This is a genomic window from Arthrobacter sp. StoSoilB20, from assembly GCF_019977295.1.
Classification (GTDB): Bacteria; Actinomycetota; Actinomycetes; order Actinomycetales; family Micrococcaceae; genus Arthrobacter; species Arthrobacter nicotinovorans_A.
In genome coordinates this window covers 3,106,440-3,128,571 of sequence record NZ_AP024651.1, presented here as the reverse complement: position 1 = coordinate 3,128,571, position 22,132 = coordinate 3,106,440, and the positions used below count along the sequence as shown (strand labels likewise).

15 protein-coding genes are annotated in these 22,132 nt (G+C 61.0%); 10 read left to right on the top strand and 5 right to left on the bottom strand.

Annotation, left to right across the window (positions count from 1 at the left end):
* Positions 1–25: 25 nt before the first annotated feature.
* Positions 26–2,767 (top strand): preprotein translocase subunit SecA, encoded by a 2,742-nt coding sequence (secA, locus tag LDN85_RS14140; protein WP_026540051.1) that lies wholly within the window; start codon positions 26–28, stop codon positions 2,765–2,767.
* Between the two features lie 132 nt (positions 2,768–2,899).
* Here secA and LDN85_RS14135 read toward each other — a convergent pair whose 3' ends face one another.
* On the bottom strand, positions 2,900–3,322 hold the full coding sequence (locus tag LDN85_RS14135; protein WP_223943356.1) for an Rv3235 family protein: 423 nt from the start codon (positions 3,320–3,322) through the stop codon (positions 2,900–2,902).
* A gap of 138 nt (positions 3,323–3,460) precedes the next feature.
* A complete protein-coding gene (locus tag LDN85_RS14130; RefSeq protein WP_026546155.1) occupies positions 3,461–4,231 on the bottom strand; it encodes a LysM domain-containing protein in 771 nt (256 codons plus the stop codon).
* Between the two features lie 149 nt (positions 4,232–4,380).
* Here LDN85_RS14130 and LDN85_RS14125 point away from each other — a divergent pair, with 149 nt between their 5' ends.
* Positions 4,381–4,947: a hypothetical protein gene (locus LDN85_RS14125; protein WP_026546154.1), complete on the top strand. Its 567-nt coding sequence runs from the start codon at positions 4,381–4,383 to the stop codon at positions 4,945–4,947.
* A gap of 18 nt (positions 4,948–4,965) precedes the next feature.
* On the opposite strand, the gene LDN85_RS14120 is transcribed toward LDN85_RS14125, so the two are convergent.
* A complete protein-coding gene (locus tag LDN85_RS14120) occupies positions 4,966–5,187 on the bottom strand; it encodes a helix-turn-helix domain-containing protein (protein WP_026540055.1) in 222 nt (73 codons plus the stop codon).
* A 153-nt stretch (positions 5,188–5,340) separates the two neighbouring features.
* Here LDN85_RS14120 and LDN85_RS14115 point away from each other — a divergent pair, with 153 nt between their 5' ends.
* The 4 genes from LDN85_RS14115 to LDN85_RS14100 are packed head-to-tail and all read left to right on the top strand — an operon-like array spanning position 5,341 to position 13,707.
* Positions 5,341–5,985 (top strand): flagella basal body P-ring formation protein FlgA, encoded by a 645-nt coding sequence (locus tag LDN85_RS14115; RefSeq protein ID WP_026540056.1) that lies wholly within the window; start codon positions 5,341–5,343, stop codon positions 5,983–5,985.
* Entirely contained in the window at positions 5,982–7,292 is a 1,311-nt protein-coding gene (locus LDN85_RS14110) for a P-loop NTPase (RefSeq protein WP_223943355.1), read from the top strand. Before LDN85_RS14115 ends, LDN85_RS14110 begins: the two co-directional genes overlap by 4 nt.
* A 57-nt stretch (positions 7,293–7,349) precedes the next feature.
* Positions 7,350–12,206 carry an NAD-glutamate dehydrogenase gene (locus LDN85_RS14105; RefSeq protein ID WP_223943354.1) on the top strand — a complete coding sequence of 1,619 codons (4,857 nt, stop codon included), beginning with the start codon at positions 7,350–7,352 and terminating at the stop codon, positions 12,204–12,206.
* A gap of 31 nt (positions 12,207–12,237) precedes the next feature.
* The gene (locus tag LDN85_RS14100; protein WP_026540059.1) at positions 12,238–13,707 is read left to right on the top strand and encodes a PAS domain-containing sensor histidine kinase; all 1,470 of its coding nucleotides are present in this window, start codon (positions 12,238–12,240) and stop codon (positions 13,705–13,707) included.
* 161 nt (positions 13,708–13,868) lie between these two features.
* Here the strand turns inward: LDN85_RS14100 and LDN85_RS14095 are convergent, their stop codons facing one another.
* Positions 13,869–14,117, bottom strand: coding sequence for a WhiB family transcriptional regulator (locus tag LDN85_RS14095; RefSeq protein ID WP_003804966.1), 249 nt, complete (start codon positions 14,115–14,117; stop codon positions 13,869–13,871).
* A gap of 238 nt (positions 14,118–14,355) precedes the next feature.
* Between LDN85_RS14095 and LDN85_RS14090 the strand changes: the two genes are divergently transcribed.
* A complete protein-coding gene (locus tag LDN85_RS14090; RefSeq protein WP_026540060.1) occupies positions 14,356–14,856 on the top strand; it encodes a hypothetical protein in 501 nt (166 codons plus the stop codon).
* A 64-nt stretch (positions 14,857–14,920) separates the two neighbouring features.
* Here the strand turns inward: LDN85_RS14090 and LDN85_RS14085 are convergent, their stop codons facing one another.
* The gene (locus LDN85_RS14085) at positions 14,921–19,093 is read right to left on the bottom strand and encodes an FtsK/SpoIIIE domain-containing protein (RefSeq protein WP_026546151.1); all 4,173 of its coding nucleotides are present in this window, start codon (positions 19,091–19,093) and stop codon (positions 14,921–14,923) included.
* 216 nt (positions 19,094–19,309) lie between these two features.
* Between LDN85_RS14085 and LDN85_RS14080 the strand changes: the two genes are divergently transcribed.
* From LDN85_RS14080 to LDN85_RS14070, 3 genes are read left to right on the top strand one after another with little or no spacing between them, the layout of a single operon-like run.
* Positions 19,310–19,900, top strand: a complete 591-nt coding sequence (locus LDN85_RS14080) for an acyltransferase (protein WP_223943353.1) — start codon at positions 19,310–19,312, stop codon at positions 19,898–19,900.
* Positions 19,897–20,988, top strand: a complete 1,092-nt coding sequence (locus LDN85_RS14075) for a DegT/DnrJ/EryC1/StrS family aminotransferase (protein ID WP_026540063.1) — start codon at positions 19,897–19,899, stop codon at positions 20,986–20,988. Before LDN85_RS14080 ends, LDN85_RS14075 begins: the two co-directional genes overlap by 4 nt.
* Positions 20,988–21,974, top strand: coding sequence for a Gfo/Idh/MocA family oxidoreductase (locus LDN85_RS14070; RefSeq protein ID WP_026540064.1), 987 nt, complete (start codon positions 20,988–20,990; stop codon positions 21,972–21,974). Before LDN85_RS14075 ends, LDN85_RS14070 begins: the two co-directional genes overlap by 1 nt.
* The last annotated feature ends 158 nt before the right edge of the window (positions 21,975–22,132 follow it).

Sequence of the window (22,132 nt, the reverse complement as noted above, 5' to 3'; positions counted from 1 at the left end):
AGCATGAGACTGGGAGCAATTTCACGTGGCATCACTAATCGAAAAACTTCTCCGCACGGGTGACAAAAAGACACTCAAGCAATTGCGGAACTATGCCGATTCCATCAATGCCCTGGAAGACTCCTTCAAGTCCTTCACGGACGCCGAACTCCGCGAGGAAACCGACCATCTCCGGTCCCGCCACCAAGACGGCGAGACCCTGGAAGCGCTCCTCCCGGAAGCATTCGCCGCTGTACGTGAGGCCTCTTCCCGTACCTTGGGCATGCGCCACTTCGATGTCCAGCTGATGGGCGGCGCTGCACTTCACCTGGGCAACATCGCGGAAATGAAGACCGGTGAAGGCAAGACCCTCGTGGCAACCGCGCCCGCGTATCTGAACGCGCTGGCGGGCAAGGGTGTCCATGTTGTCACGGTCAACGACTACCTCGCCGAATACCAGTCCGAGTTGATGGGCCGCGTTTACAGGTTCCTGGGCCTGACCAGCGGTTGCATCCTGTCCAACCAGGATCCCGCGGTCCGGCGGCAGCAGTACGCTGCGGACATCACTTATGGAACCAACAACGAGTTTGGTTTCGACTACCTGCGCGACAACATGGCCTGGGATGCCAGTGAACTCGTTCAGCGCGGACACAATTTCGCGATCGTCGATGAAGTCGACTCCATCCTGATTGACGAGGCCCGTACTCCGCTCATCATTTCCGGCCCTGCCCAAGGCGACACCAACCGCTGGTACAGCGAGTTCGCAAAAGTCGTTCTCCGCCTGCAACCCGAAGTCGACTACGAGGTCGATGAAAAGAAGCGCACGGTGGGCGTACTCGAAGCCGGTATCGAAAAGGTTGAGGACTACCTCGGAATCCAAAACCTTTACGAATCCGCCAACACCCCCCTGATCGGCTTCCTCAACAACGCCATCAAGGCCAAAGAGCTTTTCAAGCGCGACAAAGACTACGTCATCCTCGACGGCGAGGTCCTCATTGTCGACGAACACACCGGCCGTATCCTCGCCGGGCGTCGCTACAACGAAGGCATGCACCAGGCCATTGAGGCCAAGGAAAATGTCGAGATCAAGGCCGAGAACCAGACGCTCGCCACCGTGACACTGCAGAACTACTTCCGCATGTATTCAAAGCTCGCCGGCATGACCGGCACGGCCGAGACTGAAGCGGCTGAGTTCATGAGCACCTACAAGCTGGGTGTGGTGCCCATCCCCACCAACCGGGACATGCAGCGGATCGACCAGCCGGACCTTGTTTACAAGAACGAGGTCGTAAAGTTCGACGCCGTAGTGCAGGACATCGCCGAGAGGCACGAGAAAGGCCAGCCGGTGCTGGTAGGCACCACCAGCGTGGAAAAGAGCGAGTACCTCTCCAAGCTGTTGGCCAAAGAAGGTATCCGGCACGAGGTGCTGAACGCCAAGAACCATGCACGTGAAGCCTCGATCGTTGCGCAAGCCGGACGAAAAGGCGCCGTTACCGTTGCAACCAACATGGCAGGTCGCGGTACTGACATCATGCTTGGCGGCAACGCGGAATTTACTGCCATTGCAGAGCTGGCGAAGCGTGGACTCGATCCCGAGGAAAACTCGGAGGAGTATGAGGCGGCCTGGCCCGAGGCGCTTTCTGCCGCCAAGCAATCGGTCAAAGATGAGCACGAAGAAGTCCTGGACCTTGGCGGGCTCTACGTTCTGGGAACTGAGCGGCATGAATCCCGCCGGATCGACAACCAGCTGCGCGGCCGTTCAGGACGTCAAGGTGACCCCGGCGAATCCCGTTTCTATCTTTCCCTGACTGATGACCTCATGAGGTTGTTCAATTCGGGTGCGGCCGAACGGCTCATGAACAGCTCCGTGCCCGATGATGTCGCGCTTGAATCGAAGCTGGTCTCCCGTGCCATCGCCTCTGCCCAAGGGCAGGTGGAAGGTCGCAACGCTGAACAGCGCAAGAACGTTCTCAAGTACGACGACGTCCTCAACCGGCAGCGTGAAGCGATCTATGGCGACCGCCGCCGTATCCTTGAGGGCGACGACCTGCACGAGAAGGTCCAGTTCTTCCTTGAAGACACCATCAACGCACTCATCGAGGCAGCCACTGCCGAGGGAACAGGCGACGATTGGGACTTCAACCAGCTGTGGGCCAACTTGAAGACGTTGTACCCGGCCACGGTGACGGCCGAAGAGATCATCGAGGAAGCCGGTGGAAAGTCCCGTGTCACTGCCGATTTCCTGAAGGATGAGATTCTTTCCGACGCCCGACTGGTTTACCAGGCCCGTGAAGAGGCCATTGGCTCCGAGAGCATGCGCGAACTGGAACGACGTGTTGTGTTGTCGGTCCTGGGACGTAAATGGCAGGAACACCTTTACGAGATGGATTACCTGAAGGAAGGTATTGGTCTCCGGGCGATGGCCCAGCGTGATCCCCTGGTGGAGTACCAGCGCGAGGGCTTTGTGATGTTCCAGTCCATGATGGAAGCCATCCGTGAAGAGAGCATCGGATTCCTTTACAACCTTGAGGTGGAAGTAACGCCGGCCGAGGACGTGGTGGTTGCCGACGACACCGCCGCCGGGACGCACACTGAACATCATGAACCGCAGATTCGGGCAGCGGGCCTGCAGGCGCCGGAGAAGCCGGCGCAGTTGCAGTACACCGCGCCGGGTGAAGATGGTGGGACCCAAACCCGCGTCGAGGGCCGCACGTCCGGTCGTTCCGGCAATCCGGCCAAGGCAGCCGGCCAGGAGCAGCGCAAACCTGCCAAGAAGAAGCGTCGCTGATCCTCTGATGTAGTGGCCGCAACTGGCATTGCTGGTGGCATGCCATGAAAGGGCTGGTCAAAGAATAGGGCGGGCCCCGGACTTAGCGTCCGGGGCCTGCTTTTTTGTTGTCCGCGGATGGCTGCTCCGGGGTCAACCGATTTCCAAAGCCGTAACCCGCCACACTCCATCCAACCGTTCCAGTCTCATGGCCACAGCGCGGCATCTTTGTTCTTCGGCAACAACAATGCTTGCCTCGCAGATGTCCTCGGTGATTGAGCAGGCTCGAACAGAGCGGACCATAGGGCTCCGGTGGGGATGAAGGTTTCCCCGGACCCTGGCGGCGTGCTTCCGGGTGAGGGCAGCCCTGTGCTGCAGGGATAGATAGCAGTCAGGATCAAGGGAACGTGAGAGCTGGGTCAGGGCGCGGGTACCTGCCAGAACCTCCAACGCTGCCTGCGCGATACTGCGTGCAACCAGCCGAACGTCAATGTCCGAACTGTTCGAACCGTAACCGGGAGATGGTCGTTGGGAGTTCTGGCGGTCCGTGGGCCGGCTCGCGGTCGCAACGGTCATGGTCATACCTCAGGCATTCACTACATGAACCCGGGCGTGGGGACGCCCTGTTCTGGTGGCTTCTGCTGGGATGACGCTTGTGTTGCTTGTGGGGGACCCCTGAGCGGGTCACGTTTTTAGTAGTCGTTTACCGGATTGTCAGCCCGGCAAGGGCGGCCGCAGGACCTGGCCCGGGACCAACACTGAAGGATCCTCGCCAATGACCGAACGGTTGGCGGCGTGCCACTTGGGCCACAACAGCGCGACCTCGACATCGGTTGAAAGGGGACCCAGCCGTGACGCTGCAATAGACCAAAGAGTGTCTCCTGACTTCACGACGACACCGGATTCTTCTGGAGGGATCCCTTGTCTCATCGGCGACCTGCTGAGAAGTCCGGGATCGGCGAGGGGAGGCTGGGGCTTCCACCGTGGATCAAGGGAGTTTGCCTTGGCGATGGACCCGGTTTTCTGCAAATCGGGAGCGGACCCCGCAGCGGGCTTGGGAGTCCAGGCAGGGTGCGGAGAGGTTCGGCTGTTGACAGCTGTGGGTCCCCAGCCGGGCTCGGGTAGGGGAGCGGACGCCTGGGCCATAGTGGCACCCAGGAGATTCAAGCTCAGGACCGCTGCGGCAATCCGCAGCATAAAAGCAGGGCTGAACTTTGCCAGGGCATTGGCGCTGGCCTTCTTTCCCCTACGGTGCAAAAGCGATGCGAAGAATGCGAGCACAAATGAGAGAATCCACCACGCCACCAGTGCTGCACCAGCACCGTTCGCGATGAAACCGATCAGGTCCTCAATGGAGATGACTTGGTTGTGGTGATCCGCTGACCGCCATTGATCCAAGAGCATGGTGCCCACGTAGAAAAGCAGCAGCCCAAGTCCCAGGATTGTCCCGGCGAGGCAGGCGTCGCTGCGTACTGTTCTTGCCACTCAAAGCCCCCAAGCTCCGTTTGATGCAGTTTGATGCATTTTGACATCGTTAGGCCTATTCTGAACACGTTGCAGCCGTTCTGTCCAATCCGGATCGCCGGATAACGCCATATTCGCTCCGTCTTCATGTTGCAGCCTAGTCTGACTACATGAGATGGGACTCTCTCTTTGACGATCTGGACGCACAATTTTCTGCCGGGCACGCCCTTTCGGCGGAGTCCGAGATCACTGAGCGGTCCAGGGTGGAGCTTGCCGGGATCGAATTGGGTGATCGGCTCCGTGGTGCAGCTGGCTCAGTGATTACACTGCTTCTCGCCGACGACACCGTCCTGGAAGGGGTGGTGAGGCGTGTGGGCGGTGACTGGCTGGTTGTGGCTGAGGGGTCCAAGCAATGGTTGGTGCCATTCGCTGCAGTTCTGACATTCCGGGGCCTGGGGAGATTGGCCTTGAAACCCGCCTCGACGATTCTTGGGTTACCCGGGATCGCATCCGTCCTCAGGGCGCTGGCCATGGACCGGTCCGAGCTGGTACTTCACTTGGTCGCACCAGCCGGAACTGCCGTGAAGATCAGGGGTGTCATAGACAGGGTGGGCCGGGACCACCTTGATATTGCCGTTGTCCGGGACGGTGAAGCGCGGCGGGCGGGAAACGTGGCCTCGGTCATGACTGTCCCGTTCGGCGCTGTTGCAGCTCTGTGCTCATACCCCGGCTGGTAACTACCGTCGCGGATACGCCTAGGGCTGGCCGGCCTTGGCTCTTGCCTCCTGGATCATGCGGCTTGCTTCGGCATAGCGGTCCTGGATGTATTTTTCCAGCATCGTCTCCTCAATGCGCCACTGACCCCGCCCTCCTACTTGGATGGCTTTCAATTCGCCGCTGCGCACCAGGGCATAGGCCTGTGGGGAATTGATTTGAAGTTGTTCGGCGACATCCGCCAGAGTCAGGAATCGGGGCATGGCACCATTTTGCCACCGTTGGACTGCTTTTGGTGCGTTTATCCACAGTTATGGCTACTTTGTGGTCAGTGGCTTTTGCCTCGTGGGAACGGCCGGTAAGAATGAGGGAGCGGGTCCATTGACCTGCCATAAGCTCACCGGGGGTAGCAGGACATGGGTCAAGGGGCAGTGGTCGCTGCAGCAAGATTGAAGAAGCCGTCGTGGAAGGATCCCCGGCTGCTGATCGGCATCCTGTTGGTACTCGTCTCCGTTGCCGGCGTCATCGCCCTGGTTGGCTCGGCAGACAGAACGACGCAGGTCTACACGGCGCGCGAAGAAATCGCAGTTGGCCAAGCGGTCACCATGGCGGACCTCTCGATTGCCAATGTGCGCCTGGACGATCTTGAGTCCGGGTACGTCACCGTAGAGGGCGGCTGGGCCGACGGCCGGGTAGCTCTGCAACGGGTCGCGAAGAACCAGCTTCTCGCCAAGGAAAGCCTGGGGCAGGCCGATGCGCTGAACCGGAAGCCTGTCGCTGTTTCCGTCGAAGGGGAACTGCCTGTTCAGGTCGTTGGAGGTGCGCGGGTCGACGTCTGGGTTGCGTTGCCCGGTTCAAGCAGTGCGTTTGATGAGCCGCATTTGCTGCTGCCCAGCGCCGAAATTGCGCAGGTGGTGTCTGGACCCGTTGGTTTGGGAGCATCCAAAACCACCCAGATCCTTGTCCTCGTGACGGATGAGCAGATGCCCAAGCTGTTGGGTGCACAAGCGAATAAGGCCAGCATTTCAGTGGTGTGGAATCCGGCGGGACTGAACCCATGAGCATTCCCGTGGTTACTGTAGGTCCCGCGCAAGAGGCAGTAGTAGGCGGGCTGGAGGGCCTGCATGGGCCGGTGACGGTGGTCAGGCGCTGTTCGGAGCTTGCCGAGCTTATGGCAGCCTGCCAGAGCGGTCTTGCCATGGCAGCCGTTGTCGCGGAGGGCTGTGACGAACTAACCACTACCTTGGTGGATCGGCTCGGGGCAGTCGGGGTCTCGGTCGTGGCGCTCACGGATGACCCGGTCGAGGCCGGGCGGCTGCACTCCATTGGAGTTGTTGTGGCCGCTTCAGGCATAGCACCCTCCGTGCTCGCGGCAAGAATATCCGAGGCGGTAGGGGGCGGTCACGCACGGGCCCTGCTCGGCTCGGGCCAGGACTCAGGTTTCGCCGATGTCGGAGGTGGTCCGTTATCGGTACCAACTCCTGAAGTTGAACAGGACCCGCAGGAGGGTTCGGGCCAGGTGCTTGCCGTGTGGGGGCCCATTGGGTCCCCCGGCAGGACGCTGCTGGCGGTCAACATCGCTGCCGAGTTGGCGGCGGAAGGAAAATCCGTCGTTCTCGTCGATGCCGACAGCTATGGCGCCAGCGTGTCTGCTGTCCTGGGGCTGTTGGACGAAGCCGCGGGTCTCGCCCAGGCCTGCAGGCTTGCTGACCAGGGGATCCTTGACGCGGAAGCGCTGAAGGCCGCGGCGGTTCCAGTATTCACGAAAGAATTCTCCTTCCGGGTGCTGACGGGGACCACGCGTGCGGACCGATGGACAGAGCTGAGGGCTGCTGCGATGTCCCGCGTCCTTGAACGGGCCAAGGAAGTCTCGGATGTCGTGGTGGTAGACACCGGATTTTGTCTCGAATCGGATGAGGAACTGAGCTTCGACACCATGGCTCCACGCAGGAACGCGGCAACTTTGCGGAGCCTGGAAATGGCTGATGTGGTTTTCGCTGTGGGAGCGGCAGACGCCATCGGAGTACCGCGGCTGGTCCGTGGCCTGGCCGAAATGCAGGCAGCTGTTCCGGACGCATCGGTGCGGGTGGTCCTTAATAAGGTCAAAAAGTCGGCCGTGGGTTATGCGCCAAGGCAGCAATTGGCGGAGGCGTGGGAAAGGTTTGGGCCGGGGCTGGGAATCGACGCCTACCTGCCGGCGGACCCGATAGCTTGTGATGCAGCCTTGCTCTCCGGGTCCGTTCTCTTGGAATGCGCACCCGAATCGGCACTTCGACTTGCCATTGCCAACCTTGTCTGTGCGCCTGTCCAGCAAAAGGCGAATTCCTTTGGCCGAAATACCAGAGCCGCCCGCCTACATAAGCGCTAGGCTCAAAATGTGGGCTGCAGAGTCGCAGCAATCAACATGTGATGGAGGCGTTTGTAGATGTCGTCAGGATCCAGCGTGGAGGATCGGTCTGAAGCAGCAGTTGTCCGTGAAGGTTTCTTCGGTGACTACTATGAACACCTCGCAGAGGAGGACGCACGCGCCTATTCGGCTGAGCTGCTGATCTCGCGGGCGACAAATCACAAGAAAGTCGCCCAGTCGCGGATGCCGGGCAACGCCGTCGTCGAAATTTCCGGTGAAGCTGACCGAGGTGTCGTGTATATCGTCACCGACGACATGCCTTTCCTCGTGGACTCAGTGAACGCAGAACTCGTTCGTCAAAACTGCGCGATCCGGCTTGTCATGCACCCATTGTTCGTAGTCACCCGCGACCGTGTTTCCGGGGAGCTCCGGAACATCTCCCGGGTCCCGTCCAACGTCGGTATTTCCAGTGGCGACACCGCTGCACTTCCAAGCGTGGCCCATCTTTTGGGTGACGGCGACAACTCCTCGCACATGGAATCCTGGATTGCCGTTGAGATTGACCGTGTCAGCGACGACGCCCGTGCAGCATTGGTCGAAGGACTCCAGCGCGTTCTGGGCGATGTCCGTGCAGCGGTCGAAGACTGGCCCAAGATGCGCAGTAAGGCACTTGAGCTCGCCGAAGCTCTTGGGGGCATCTCACACCCTGAGCAGATCGCCGAACTTCGCCAGGCGCAGGATCTCCTGCGCTGGCTCGACAACGGCAACTTCACTTTCCTCGGATACCGCGAGTACGACCTCGTGGACCAGGATGGCGAGGACGTTCTGCAACTCCGTGAAGACAGCGGCCTTGGGCTCCTGCGCGCCGGGGACGCCACGCGCCAGGTTCAACACCTCACAGACGCCGGACGAAAACGCGCCAGGGAAAAGCGTGCCTTGGTCATTACCAAAGCCAATTCCCGGTCGACTGTCCACCGGCCCGCCTACCTTGACTACATCGGAGTCAAGAGCTTCGACGCCCAGGGCAACGTCAATGGGGAACGGCGTTTCATCGGGCTGTTCGCAACAAGCGCCTACACCGGTTCCGTGCGCAACATTCCGATTGTCCGGGACAAGGTGGATGCTGTTCTGCGCAACGCCGGGTTCCCGATCGACTCCCATTCGGGCAAGGACCTCCTGGGCATCCTTGAGACCTACCCGCGCGATGAACTGTTCCAGATCGAGATACCGGACCTGGCGGCAACCGCTACTGGAATCCAGCGGTTGCAGGAACGACGCCGAACCAAGCTGTTCCTTCGCCCTGACATCTACGGCCGCTTCATGTCGGCCGTGGTGTACCTGCCCCGGGACCGTTACACCACCAGCGTTCGCCTTCGGATCGAACAGGAACTCCGGGAAACCTTCCAAGCCGAGAGCATCGATTACGAGGCCCGGATCACTGAGTCTGCCCTGGCCCGGGTCTTTTTCAGGATCCGGCTGCCGCGCACCGCTGAGCTGGCCGAAGTCAACGTTGCCGAGCTGGAACACCGGCTCATGAGGGCATCCCGTTCCTGGAGTGAAGGTATCACCGAGGTCCTCCGCGAGCACCGGTCGGCAGAGAGCGCCGACGTCCTGTCCGCGCTGTGGGCAGAGGCATTTCCCGCAGGCTACCGCGTGGACTACGAAGTTGAAGACGCCCTGGAGGACATCGAGCGCTTCGAAAAGTACGGAGCCGAGGCTGAAAGGGCGGGGGAGGCACCGAAGCAGGTCAAACCCGGGGTACACGTGTACCTGCCTGAAGGTGCCGGCGAAGCTTTGGAGGAGGACGCCCGCGTCAAGCTCTACCTCATGGAGCCTAAGAGCCTGAGCCAGATCCTTCCCTACTTCCACAACCTCGGCCTTGAAGTTTTGGATGAACGTCCCTTCGAGATCGAAACCTCCGATCACCGTGACTTCTTCCTTTACGACCTCGGACTTAAGTACCCTGCCGGCGTCGACCCCCTTGCTACGGGGGAACTCTTGAGCGATTCCTTCGGTGCCGCCGTGACGGGATCCGTAGAGTCGGACAACTTCGACCGGCTGGTGCTGCGTGAAGGAATGCATTGGCGTCAGGTAGTGGTCCTCCGCGCCTACGCCAAGTACATGCGGCAAATGGGGAACACCAACTCCTTCGGTTTCATCGCCGACACTCTCTTGGGCAACCCCGATGTAGCCCGTGGCCTGAACGAGCTCTTCTCCGCACGGTTCGACCCCGCGGTACCTGAAGAACTTCGGTCCGAACGCCAGGAAGCGGCACGGCTGGCCTTGGCCGAATCCATCGAGCAGGTGGCAACGTTGGACGCTGACCGTGTCCTGCGTACCTTCGTGAACCTCATTGAGTCCACCCTTCGGACCAATTACTTCCAGAACAAGGAATACCTCAGCTTCAAGCTGGACCCGACGTCGATTGACGGGCTGCCTTTCCCGCGCCCCATGTATGAGATCTGGGTTTACTCACCCCGGGTTGAAGGCGTGCATCTGCGTTTCGGCAAGGTCGCCCGCGGTGGTCTCCGCTGGTCCGACCGCCGCGAAGACTTCCGCACCGAAATCCTTGGCCTGGTGAAAGCCCAGACCGTCAAGAACGCTGTGATCGTTCCGACGGGTGCCAAGGGAGGTTTCTTCGCAAAGAAGTTGCCCAAACCGGCGATCGACCGGGCAGCCTGGATGGCGGAAGGAATCGAAAGCTACAAGACCTTCATCCGGGGCCTGTTGGACATCACTGACAACCTGGTGACCTCAGCGGACGGCGAAAGGCTCGTCCCGCCGTCGGACGTTGTTCGCCACGACGGCGACGACTCCTACCTTGTGGTGGCAGCTGACAAGGGAACTGCGACGTTCTCCGACACCGCAAATGGACTCGCAGCCGAGTATGGGTTCTGGCTGGGAGACGCCTTTGCCTCGGGCGGCTCGGTGGGCTACGACCACAAAGCCATGGGAATTACAGCCCGCGGAGCATGGGAATCAGTCAAGCGGCACTTCAGTGAACTCGATCTGGATACACAGACCGAAGAATTCACGGTGGTCGGTGTTGGTGATATGTCCGGTGACGTCTTCGGCAACGGAATGCTGCTGTCCCGTCACATCAGGCTGCTGGCCGCCTTCGACCACCGCCACATCTTCCTTGATCCCACACCGGATGCCGCAGCATCATTCAAGGAACGTCAGCGGCTGTTCGAACTGCCCCGGTCTTCCTGGGATGACTACGACCGTTCACTCATCAGTGAAGGTGGGGGCGTCTACCCGCGCCAGGCCAAGACCATACCGGTTTCCGACCAAGTGCGTAAGGCGCTGGGCCTGCCCGACGGCACCACACAGCTGAGCCCGCCTGAACTCCTTCGCGCGATTTTGCTGGCTCCGGCGGATCTCCTCTACAACGGCGGCATCGGAACCTACGTCAAGGCAAGCACAGAAACACATGCGGCCGTAGGGGACAAAGCCAACGACGCCATTCGCGTGGACGGGCGTGATCTGCGGGTCAAGGTTGTGGGAGAAGGTGGAAACCTCGGCTTGACGCAGCGTGGGCGCATCGAAGCTGCCCTGCAAGGGGTCATCCTCAACACTGATGCAATCGACAACTCGGCCGGTGTGGACTGCTCCGACCATGAAGTGAACATCAAGATCTTCGTGGACCGCATGGTCGCTGCCGGCAAGCTTGAGGCAGCAGAGCGGGCCGGGTTCCTGGCAGACATGACGGACGAGGTGGGACGACTAGTCCTCCAGGACAACATCGACCAAAATATCCTGTTGTTGAATGACCGGACGCGGGTTGCCGAGTGGAGTCCCAGCTATGAGCGGCTGATGGATTGGTTGGAGAAGTCCGCCGATCTCAAGCGTGATCTCGAAGCTCTGCCCACCACAGAGACGCTTCGTGCAAGGCTGGAACAAGGTCAGGGCCTGACATCGCCTGAACTGGCAGTCCTGGCGGCTTACGCCAAGATCGAACTCGGCGCGGCACTGCGTGATAGCAACCTTGCCGACGACCCTTGGTTTGCGGAGACCATCCGGAACTACTTCCCCAAGCAGTTGCGCGAGAAGTTCGACGCCGAACTGGACACCCACCCGCTGCGCCGCGAAATCATCGCAACCGTAGTGGCCAACGACATCATCAACCTGGGCGGCATAACCTTTGCCTTCCGCGCCATTGAAGAAACATCGGCCAATGAGGTCGCAGTTGCCAAGGCATTTGTTGCCCTGCGCGAAATTTACGATCTCGATCCCATGGTGGCGGAGTTGAATGCACTGCCCGCATCGTTCCCGACTGAGCACTGGAGCGAAGTCCACCTGGATATCCGCCGGCTGCTCGACAGGGCCGTTCGATGGATCCTTGGGCAAGGAATGGCATCGCAGCCGATTTCCGAGGTTGTGGAATCGTTCAAGCCGATGCTGGCTCCTTTGCGGGCCAAATTGCTGGACTACCTCCGCGGCGAAGACAAGACACGCATCTCGGGTTGGCTTGAGAAAGCACGCAGCTGGGATTTGCCCGAACACCTTGCCCACAGGTGGGCAGAGCTGTTCGAAAGTTACGCGCTGTTGGATATTGCCAGGATCGCCCAGACCGGCGGTGGCAGCGTCGAAGCCGTCGCACACGTCTATTACACGGTGTTCAACCGCTTCCACGTCGATTCGTTGCTGGAACGGATCAGTTCACTGCCGCGTGATGACCGCTGGCAGGCCCTGGCCAGGGCTGCCCTTCGCGACGACCTTTATTCAACTGTCGCGGATATGACGATGTCGGTGCTTGAGTCTACGGAGTCAGGCGCCTCCGCTGAAGATCGCCTGAAGGCCTGGGAAGGGCAGAATGCCGAGCAACTCGGCCGTGCCAAGACCATGTTTGACGAGGTCAACGCGCTCGAAGCCGACGACATGGCTTCACTGTCGGTAGCATTAAGGCTCTTGAGGTCAATCGTTCGACGCTAGGGGCAATCCCGGCGTCGCAAATGGAGGTGCAGTGGCAATCTTTACAGACCCCATCAGGGAACACGCTGATTTCGGGCCTGGGGATGCCGAATGGCTGCACCTCCTCGTCGGTGACTGGCAGATGGTCGCCGACCTGGCATTCGCGGACCTTGCTTTGTGGTTCCCGCACCCGGAGTTCGGTTATATAGCCCTCGCCCACGTCCGTCCGTCGACATCCCATACGGTGTTTCATGCGGACTTCGTGGGTGAGGGCATCCGTTCCGATCTCCGCCCGCTGGTGGACAAGGCATGGAACAGCCGCTCGATCGAACGCTCCAGCGAAACAAGCTGGAGCAGCGAGATGGCCCTGCGTGTTGAAGCTGTTCCCATGGTGCGCAATGGCAGGACGCTGGCCGTCGTGACATCCCACATGGATTTGTCCAGCTCACGCATGCCCTCGAGGCTGGAACTGACATACCGTCAGTGTGCCTATGATCTCCTCCGCATGGGCACGCTGGGACTCTGGCCGGACTTCGCATCTCCCACAGGATCACGCCGTGGCGCACCACGCGTGGGGGACGGGCTCATCAGACTGGACGCCGAGGGGATTGTTCAGTACGCGAGCCCCAACGGTGTATCGGCTTTCAGGCGACTCGGCGAAGTTGAGTCGCTTGAGGGACGGTCACTGGCGGAAGTCACTGCCGGGCTCCTTAAGGACCGCCGGATGGTGGACGAGACACTGCCGCTGGTTGTCACCGGACGCATGCCTTGGCGGAGCGAGATTGAGTCCCGCGGCGTTAGCCTTTCCCTGCGTGCCATTCCCTTGCGCGATGAACAACACCGTTTCGGTGCCTTGGTCCTGTGCCGGGACGTCTCTGAACTGCGGCGCAGGGAAATGGAGCTCGTCACCAAGGATGCCACCATCCGCGAGATCCATCACCGGGTAAAGAACAATCTTCAAACTGTTGCGGCCCTCCTGCGCATGCAATCGCGCCGCATGGTCAGCGACGAAGCGAAGCAGGGCCTGGAACAAGCGATGCGGCGTGTGGCCACCATTGCCCTCGTCCATGAAACCCTTTCCCAGGGGTTGACGCAGAGTGTTGATTTTGATGAGTTGATAGGTCGGCAGTTCCGGCTCTCAGCCGAGGTCGCATCGCCATCCCAGCAGGTGCGAACCGAACGCTCCGGGTTGTTCGGTGAACTGCCCAGCGATTTCGCCACACCATTGGCCCTGGTCATTAACGAACTGGTAACCAATGCCGTGGAGCATGGCCTTGAGGGGCGCACAGGGACCGTATGGCTCCTGGCTGACCGGGCCGACGGAGACGGAAATGATGAATTCCTGACCGTGACCATTGCCGATGACGGTGTTGGCTTGCCGGATGGTCAGTACACCGAGGGCCTGGGTTTGCAGATTGTCCGCACGCTGGTGACAAGCGAGCTCGGTGGATCCATCCAATGGAGCCCGCGCGATGGGGGCGGGACCGCCGTCGAAATCGTATTGAACCTGGCCCGAGCCTGACTTTTGACTGTGATTGGCCACGAAACATGGGGGAGCGCACACAGGGCCAAGGTTTAACTAAAGAACCTTGCCCACCAATAATGGAGGGCGCACGCAACGCCGAGGTTTAACAAAAGAAGGCCGCGGACCAAATGGTCCGCGGCCTTCTTTAGTATTTGGGTCTAGGAAGCGCGACGAGCGCGGGCAGCGCGACGCTTCAGAGCGCGACGCTCATCTTCACTCATCCCGCCCCAAACGCCGGCGTCTTGTCCGGACTCCAACGCCCACTGCAGGCAGGTGTCCACTACGGGGCAGCGGCGGCAGACGCTCTTGGCTTCCTCGATTTGCAGAAGTGCTGGTCCGGTGTTGCCGACTGGGAAGAAGAGCTCCGGGTCCTTGTCGAGGCAGGCTGCGCGGTTACGCCAATCCATGCTGATCAGTCACTCCATTCGTGAGAACTAGATAGGCCTTTTGTGAAAACATTCACGAGAGGCTCCAAAGGAAAGGGGCCCGCATGGGCCCCCTTGGTCGTCTGAGTCAAGCGTTTCATGTTAACGCCTTGTAAACAAGGGGTGTTAGTGGTCGAAATGCCCGGAATCCGTGAGCGATGCATCACATCAGCCGCCAGTGCCCTCACTGCTAGACGACTATGTCCGGTAGTGTGCCAGTGTGTCAAGACCTCCCGTAAACCCATCCCAGCCCGCTTCCGGACAGCAGCCGGGTGAAAATTCCGATGCGCAGGCAAACGACGAAATGAGCAATTCCACAGCGGGCCGTCGGCCCCGTGGGGTCGCGGTAATTTCAGCCGTTGTCCTTCTCGAAGCCCTGGCCCTGATGGGTGCAGCGGCTTGGTACGCGTACCAACTCCTTACCGGTGCTCCGGTGCTGACCTTCTGGGGCGCCGTTTTCACGCTGGGGCTGCTCTTGGCCTTCTCCGTGTGGCTGTTCGCGGTGGGCCACTTTCTTTTCCGTGGATACCGTTGGACCCGGGCAGCGGCCCTTGTGGCACAGTTGTTCGTCCTCACCATAGGCTTTCCCACCATGACCGGCGGTCTCGTGGTGCCGGGTCTGGCCATGATCATCCCCGCCATTGCGGCGATCGTTTTCCTTTTCCACAAGGACGTCATTGCCTACGCCTCGCGCACCGGCGGCACGTCCGGGGTCCTCTAGCTTGCCCGGTTGGGGGACCTGGTGGGCCTCAGTTGCGGGGCTTGGTGGGCCTCGGTTGGGGAACCTAATGAGCCTCAGTGGGGGAACAGAAGTCGCCAATCGCAGGAACACCTGATGTAAGAACTGCTTGAAACGGCAGTATGTCTCCGCCCTCCACCACATAGCCGCGCCCGGGCCGCATTGGGCGCTCCGTTTCCAGGCGGACACCCAGGAGTTCGGCATCGTGCGGAGATCCCGGTGCAAGAACCAACCCCATCCGGGCTGTCTGGAGCTCGCGCGCCAGCGGCAGTTGTTGGATGAGCGCCGGACCGGGAGTGGCCGTCATGACGATGCCCCGGACCTTCCCGCTCAGGGCAGTGATGGCCTGACGCCCATGGGTGCCCAGTGAGTCGGCGTCGTCCACCAACAAAATACTCTGCGGGTCCAGGTTTTCAACCTCCTGTGCGGTAGTAGACCAGAAGCAGTCCGGAGACGTTCCCACCGGCGGTTCAACCCAGGAAACGGCAGGATTCAGGCGACGCAGTGATGCCAAAGCCGTGCTTTTTCCAGACCGGGCGCCGCCAAGGATGATGCTGGAACCTTTTAAGCGAAGAGGCAGCGAAACGGGCAACGCTTCGTCGCCCCCGACTCCGATCCACAGTGCACCGTCCGATATTCCTCCGGCAGATCGCACCGTAATGCCGGACTCCTTGAAACCATCACAGAATTCCTGTTCGTCCAGCCGATCAGGAAGTGGTCGCAGGCGGAAGGGCGGCTTCTTAAGGGGAAGGTGAGCGAACGGCCAGGGTCCCGCCTCCGGGGCGTCAAGAAACTGCGACACCACAACGTCTCCGTCTACGAAGTTGCCTGTGGCGATGGCCCGCCCTGGATTTGGCTCCACTTCCGGAAGCCGGGGCCAATGGAACCGTGCCTCCTCGGTGGAGCCCAGCGGAAAATAGGCCCGGTTCTGAATCGCCGCAAAGAAGCGCGCCCCGACCAGCTCCCGCTCCCCGCAAATCAACACGGTGATGCCCAGGGACCGCCCATCACGCACAATGTCCTGCAGCAGGCTTTCTGCCCAGGCCGAAGGCCCGGCGCGGAAGGCAGTTGCCCACGAGCACCACCCAGTAATGATCAAAGCGAGGGGATCGTCGGTCTTCGCGGACTCACTGATGTTGCGCCTGCGGTCCATTTCCCCGGCAAAGCGCTTCAGGACGCGGGCAGCAAGCGGCAACTGATGGAGGCCGGCCAAGGCCCCCACTTCCCTTTGCCCGAGGACGTCGCCGAGTATCCCGGCCCCATCCAGGACGTAGGAATGAGGCTGGGAACCTTGAGTTGCCAGCATGGCCGAAACCGCCCTGAAGCAGGAGTGCATTCCGCTCGTAGGGCTCCCGATCATGGCAAGATGCCCGTCCTTGGTGGGGGACCATTGCAGGGTTTCCACGACTTGCCGTGTCGGTTTGTCTACCCAGGCCAATGGACCGATGCTCCAAGGCTCTGTTTCAATGCGGGCGGGAATAGCGCTGGTGGCATCCCTGTGGACGGGAAGCTTGGTGTCGGGCACGGGGAACAGAACTTCGGCCCAGGGAATGGCTGATGGCAAGGGCGCCGCCACAGGTTGGCGGGGGAGGGAACCGCCGTGGCGGTGCCATGCGTCCTTGACAGCGGCCAAAAGCTGCCGGACACCCTCATCCGCGATTGAATCTGCCTGATCGCGCAGAGGGTCCGGCAACGGGCTCTGTTGGAGCGGACCACCGTTGAGTACGAGGGTGGTGGCATGGACCAGCCGCGGAACGCCAACTCCGGGACCACCAGTAACCAACGTGCCGTGGGGAACTGCCAGTGACGCGGACTGGAACTCTTCGGGGACACTTGAGGCCCGGACCAGATAGGCCCTTCCAGGAATGTCCGCCGGTATCGATGCTGCGACCTTGGAGTTGATGATGTCCGTGGACTCCGCTTCGGATTGCACCCTCAGGGCGATGCTTGAGGCAACGTTTGCCCGGATATCGGCGGTCAATGCGCCCTGGGGGCGCTGGGTGGCCATGACGAGGTGGATTCCGAGGGAACGGCCGATGGTGGCTACCCGCATGAGTTCGCGGAGGGCGCCGGGAGCCTCCTCAATGAGCATGCGGAACTCGTCGATGACCAAAACCAGATGAGGAATCGCAGGATAGTTGTCCGCCGCCGCGCGGTGGTATTGGTCCAGGTCCGTGACTTCAGCGGCGGCGAACAACTCCTCGCGGTACCTGATCTCGCTGCGGAGCGAAGTAAGGGCCCGATCCAAATGGTGCCTGCCAAGATCGGTCAACAGGCCAACGCAGTGGGGCAGTCCTGCGAGCGGGCGCAATCCGGAGCCGCCTTTGAAATCGATGAAAAGAAAGGTCGTGTGCTCGGGGGAGTACGTCAAGGCCATGGATGCCACCAGGGTTCTCAGCAGCTCGGACTTTCCAGAACCCGTGGTGCCGGCCACCAGGAGGTGCGGGCCGTCGCGCTTGAAGTCGAATGTCAACGGCCCGTGGCGGTCCTGGCCCAGAACGGCCGCAAGCCCTGGTACCTTGGCATTCCCTTCCCAGCGAAGAAGAACCCGTCGGGTCCCGAAAGGAAGAAGCGCAGCCAAGGCGCACTGCTCAGGAACAGACTGTTGGGGTACGGCGCCTTGGTGACGACCCTGCGACGACATGCCGCGGCAGAACGCATCGAAAACACCCATCGGGACGAGGTCCGGAACGAAGTTGCGGCGCTCGCCGGCGACTTCCAGGGTTCCCTTGGTCCCGGAGTGGGAAAGCTTGATCAGCGGGCCGGAGCGTTCATCAGATGGGCCACAAAGGACCACCTGCCACCCGTTCCGTTCTGCAGCGCCAAGAACCAGCTTCAAGGAGTTCTTGTCTTCGCTTGCCGTGTGCTCGATGATGACCAGCAATCCACGCGTACCGCTCACCGGCCGGCGAATAGAGGCCAGGGCGGCCTCGTATGTGGTCGCAAGTGTCACCCCCGGCAGGAATCGGGCGCTTAGCGGCAGCCTTCCGACACTCCCCAGGACGACTACCGGCGTCTGTGCAGCACCAGGGAAGGCGGCCATTTGCATCATCATGAAACGCAGCAAGGAATCAACGTGGTGGTGAGGCCCGTCAAGTACCACAGTGGGAAGTTCCGGGTCCAAGGTCACTGCGGCTGATCCGATTTCCGGCGCGTTGAACGTTGGATCATCAGGTGCCAACCGGATATTCGCCATGGCGTTGGCAGTTCCCAGCCGTATCCAGGTACCGGGCTCAACGAGTACGGGTGCCCCGGCGAGGCGGCCTGGCGGTTGGAAGGACGACGAACCGGGCTCCGCAGGTGCGCTCCGGGCATCTGGCGCGGCAGCTGTGGAGCCCCCGGATGCCATCACGGCCAACTCCGCCGCGGAAGGGGAACATCGTTGCCGGCGAACCAGATCCTCTTGAGCAGCCCTTGCCACAGCCGCTGCGCAGTCCCGGCGGTTCTTCCGTCCTGCAATGAAGGGGACCAGAAGGGTGAGCGCCGAGATGGCGGTGAATCCCAGATACATCCACATTCCTGTGGCAACGGCCAGTCCGATGCCCGCGATGAGCGGCAGAATCGCGGTAAGAATGATCGCCGCGCGGTTTCCCTGCCGGCCGGCATGCGCCACTTCCAGGGGTTCTTCCACGGACCGGCCGGCATCCTTGGAAATTTGTGGCAGCAGACTCGTCTCCGTGGTAACGGAGAATACGGTGTTGCCGCAGAGAATTCTTGATTGCGATGTCACGGCGGCCTGCCGGACAGGCCGCCCATCCACGAAGGTCGGGTTGCCGGCACCTTCCCGGCTAAGGGTCATGGCTGTGCTGGAAACATCCAGAACGGCGTGCTCCCTGGACATGCCGGGATCGGGCAGGGAAATCTCTGCGGTGCCGCGGCCAATCCGGAACCGGCCCCGATGAATACGGAATACAGCCCCTGCACTGGGCCCGGAATGAACGAGCAATAACAGGGGCAGGGGCAGGGGCAATGGGGCGGCGGCCTGCCGTGGTGCAGGGCCATCGACGATGATTGCGCCTGACACCAAGGGAGGACGGCCTACTGTCATCTCCGATATATCCTGTCCATCCACTTCCAGCGGACCAGTCCCGCGCTCCTCCCCGAGGATTGACTGAAGCCTGGTCCCGGATGTACCCGCCGGGACCTTGATGGTCAGCTCCTCCGGAGCCGAAGAATCCGCAGCCGCCGGTCCCCTCACCAATGTGCATTCCAACGTCATGGCTTCCGTCTTCCCTTGATCTGTGAAACTCCGGCCCTTCTTTGTGGGCCTTACACCTGACCGTATGGGTGGTCCGGCCACGCCGCAGCCCCTTGCAGGACGTATGTGGACAAACGGGCATCGATCTTCGCGGATGGCCCTTGACGCTGCGGCATGGTGTCTCCGCTAAGATGAATCTCGTTGTCGCGTGTGCTCAATGAGGAAGGACCTTCACCGGTGATAGTGGTTGCAGAGAGCGCCGATGTTTCAGACAAGGCGGTAATTGGTGATGGATCAAAGATTTGGCATCTTGCCCAAGTCCGCGAGCAGGCCGAGCTAGGCGTCAATTGCATCGTGGGACGAGGTGCCTACATCGGCACCGGGGTCAAGATGGGAGACAACTGCAAAGTCCAGAACTATGCACTTGTCTACGAGCCCGCGGAACTGGAAGCCGGTGTGTTCATTGGCCCGGCAGTTGTGCTGACCAACGACACCTACCCCCGAGCTGTAGGCCCCGACGGCAGCTTGAAGAGCGCCCATGATTGGGAGCCGGTTGGCGTCACCATCCGGGAGGGCGCCTCAATCGGTGCCCGCGCCGTGTGCGTCGCGCCCGTGACCATTGGTCGGTGGGCCACAGTTGCCGCTGGAGCGGTAGTGGCCAAAGACGTCCCGGATTTTGCCCTGATGGTCGGAGTCCCGGCCAAGCGTCATGGCTGGGTCGGCAAGGCCGGTTTCCCGTTGCAGCGCAGCGGTGAGAACTGGGTGTGTCCGGAAACCGGCGCAACGTATGTTGAACAGAACGAGACCCTTCGAGAGGTAGAGGCATGAGCCCCGAATTCATTCCCCCCGCCAAACCCATCATCGGCGATGAAGAGCGCAAGGCCGTTGATGCCGTGTTGGCTTCCGGCCAGCTCGCCCAAGGCACGGAGGTAGCCTCTTTCGAGCAGGAGTTCTCCCAGGTCCTCCTTGACGGCAGGGCAGCGGTAGCTGTTAACTCCGGCACGTCCGGCCTGCACCTTGGCCTTTTGGCTGCCGGTATCGGCGCTGGGGACGAGGTCATTGTTCCGTCCTTCACCTTCGCGGCGACCGCCAACTCGGTGGCATTGACGGGTGCAACTCCGGTTTTTGCCGACGTTGATCCCGACCACTACACGTTGGACCCGGCATCCGTGGAGTCGAAGATCACGGATCGTACCGCTGCGATTATGCCGGTGCACCTCTACGGCCACCCGTTTAACGTGGATGCAATTGGCGCCCTTGCCTCCAAGCACGGCGTCAAGGTCTTCGAGGACGCGGCACAGGCCCATGGCGCAGCGGTCAACGGACGCAAGGTTGGCACCTTCGGAGACTTCGCCATGTTCAGCCTTTACCCCACTAAGAACATGACGTCCGGTGAGGGCGGCATGGTCAGCACTGGACTGGACGACGTCGAGCGTCGGCTCCGCCTGCTGCGCAACCAGGGCATGGAGCGCCAGTATGAAAACGAACTGGTTGGTTTCAACTGCCGGATGACCAACATCCATGCCGCCATTGGCCGCGTCCAGTTGACCAAGGTCAACGGCTGGACCAAGACCCGTCAGGAGAACGCGGCATTCTTTGACGCGAACATCGAAGGCGTCGTCACGCCGAAGGTCGCTGAGGGTTACGAGCACGTCTACCACCAGTACACGATCCGCATCGCTGAAGACCGCGACGGTTTCGCCAAGGCCCTCCGCGAAGAATACAACGTCGGTTGCGGAGTCTATTACCCGATTCCCAACCATCGCCTTGCACCTTTCCAGACCTCCGATGACCTCCCCGTCACTGAAGAGGCCGCTGCCAGCGTCCTGTCGCTGCCGGTACACCCGTCACTGAGCCAGGATGACCTGGACCGGATTGTTGCAGCCGTCAACGCTGTGGCCAAGGCGGGCAGCTAGTGGCAAATCTGCGCGCAGGCCTCATCGGACTGGGAATGATGGGGCGCCACCACGCCCGTGTCATTCGTGAGCTTGAAGGCGTTGATTTGGTTGCCGTAGCCGATTCCTTCGGCGACCCCCACAACGTTGCCGACGGCCTGACGGTCTTCTCCACGGTTGAGGAACTCATCGCTCAGGGCATCGACATGGCTGTCGCGGCAGTGCCCACCATCCTGCACGAGGAAGTGGCACTCCAGCTCGCCGAGGCTGGCGTTCATTGCCTCGTGGAGAAACCGATCGCAAATGATTCCGAGTCCGGCCGGCGCATTTCTGAAGCCTTTGAATCCAGGGGCCTCATCGGCGCCGTCGGGCACATTGAGCGGTTCAACCCGTCCCTGCAAAGCCTCCGGGACCGGTTGGAGAACGGGGACCTGGGCGACGTCTACCAGATCAGCACGCGGCGCCAGGGACCGTTCCCGGCCCGCATCGCCGATGTCGGCGTGGTCAAGGACCTCGCAACCCATGACATTGACCTCACGGCCTGGCTGGCCCAGAGCAACTTCGTCAATGTCGTTGCCCACACTACGTCCCGCAGCGGCCGCGAGCATGAAGATATGGTCACGGCCATCGGCCACCTCAAGAGTGGTGTTGTGACCAACCACATCGTCAACTGGTTGTCGCCCATGAAGGAACGCACCACAGTGGTTCTCGGTGAACGCGGAGCGTTCATTGCTGACACCATTTCCGCGGATCTGACCTTCGTGGAGAACGGTACGTTCCAGACGGACTGGGATTCCGTCGCGGCGTTCCGTGGAGTATCCGAGGGATCCTCGACTCGCTTTGCGCTTGCCAAGCGGGAACCCCTCAAAATGGAGCATGAGGCATTCCGTGATGCAGTTCTCGGAAAGTCGCTGAACATCGTCACCATGGCCGAAGGCCTTGAGACCCTGAGGGTCGCAGAGGCCGTTTTGGAATCCGCGAAATCCGGCTCAGTCATCACTCTCTGAGCACTCCGGATCAAGCAAAGCACCAAGGGGAGGTTGGCCGCCGGCCAACCTCCCCTTGCCGTTTCCCGGTGCGGCCCGTCGCCACCATGCCCCGCCCCGGATACAGGGAACCCGCGTCATGTCGGGTAGCCTTGACCAGTAGACGTGGGCATTTCTGT

What these genes read in the sequence shown, in the direction of transcription:
- LDN85_RS14135 (WP_223943356.1), bottom strand. Translation starts at nt 3,322, where the DNA reads ATGACCGTTGCGACCGCGAGCCGGCCCACGGACCGCCAGAACTCCCAA.
- LDN85_RS14125 (WP_026546154.1), top strand. Translation starts at nt 4,381, where the DNA reads ATGAGATGGGACTCTCTCTTTGACGATCTGGACGCACAATTTTCTGCC.
- LDN85_RS14120 (WP_026540055.1), bottom strand. Translation starts at nt 5,187, where the DNA reads ATGCCCCGATTCCTGACTCTGGCGGATGTCGCCGAACAACTTCAAATC.
- LDN85_RS14115 (WP_026540056.1), top strand. Translation starts at nt 5,341, where the DNA reads ATGGGTCAAGGGGCAGTGGTCGCTGCAGCAAGATTGAAGAAGCCGTCG.
- LDN85_RS14110 (WP_223943355.1), top strand. Translation starts at nt 5,982, where the DNA reads ATGAGCATTCCCGTGGTTACTGTAGGTCCCGCGCAAGAGGCAGTAGTA.
- LDN85_RS14105 (WP_223943354.1), top strand. Translation starts at nt 7,350, where the DNA reads ATGTCGTCAGGATCCAGCGTGGAGGATCGGTCTGAAGCAGCAGTTGTC.
- LDN85_RS14095 (WP_003804966.1), bottom strand. Translation starts at nt 14,117, where the DNA reads ATGGATTGGCGTAACCGCGCAGCCTGCCTCGACAAGGACCCGGAGCTC.
- LDN85_RS14085 (WP_026546151.1), bottom strand. Translation starts at nt 19,093, where the DNA reads ATGACGTTGGAATGCACATTGGTGAGGGGACCGGCGGCTGCGGATTCT.
- LDN85_RS14075 (WP_026540063.1), top strand. Translation starts at nt 19,897, where the DNA reads ATGAGCCCCGAATTCATTCCCCCCGCCAAACCCATCATCGGCGATGAA.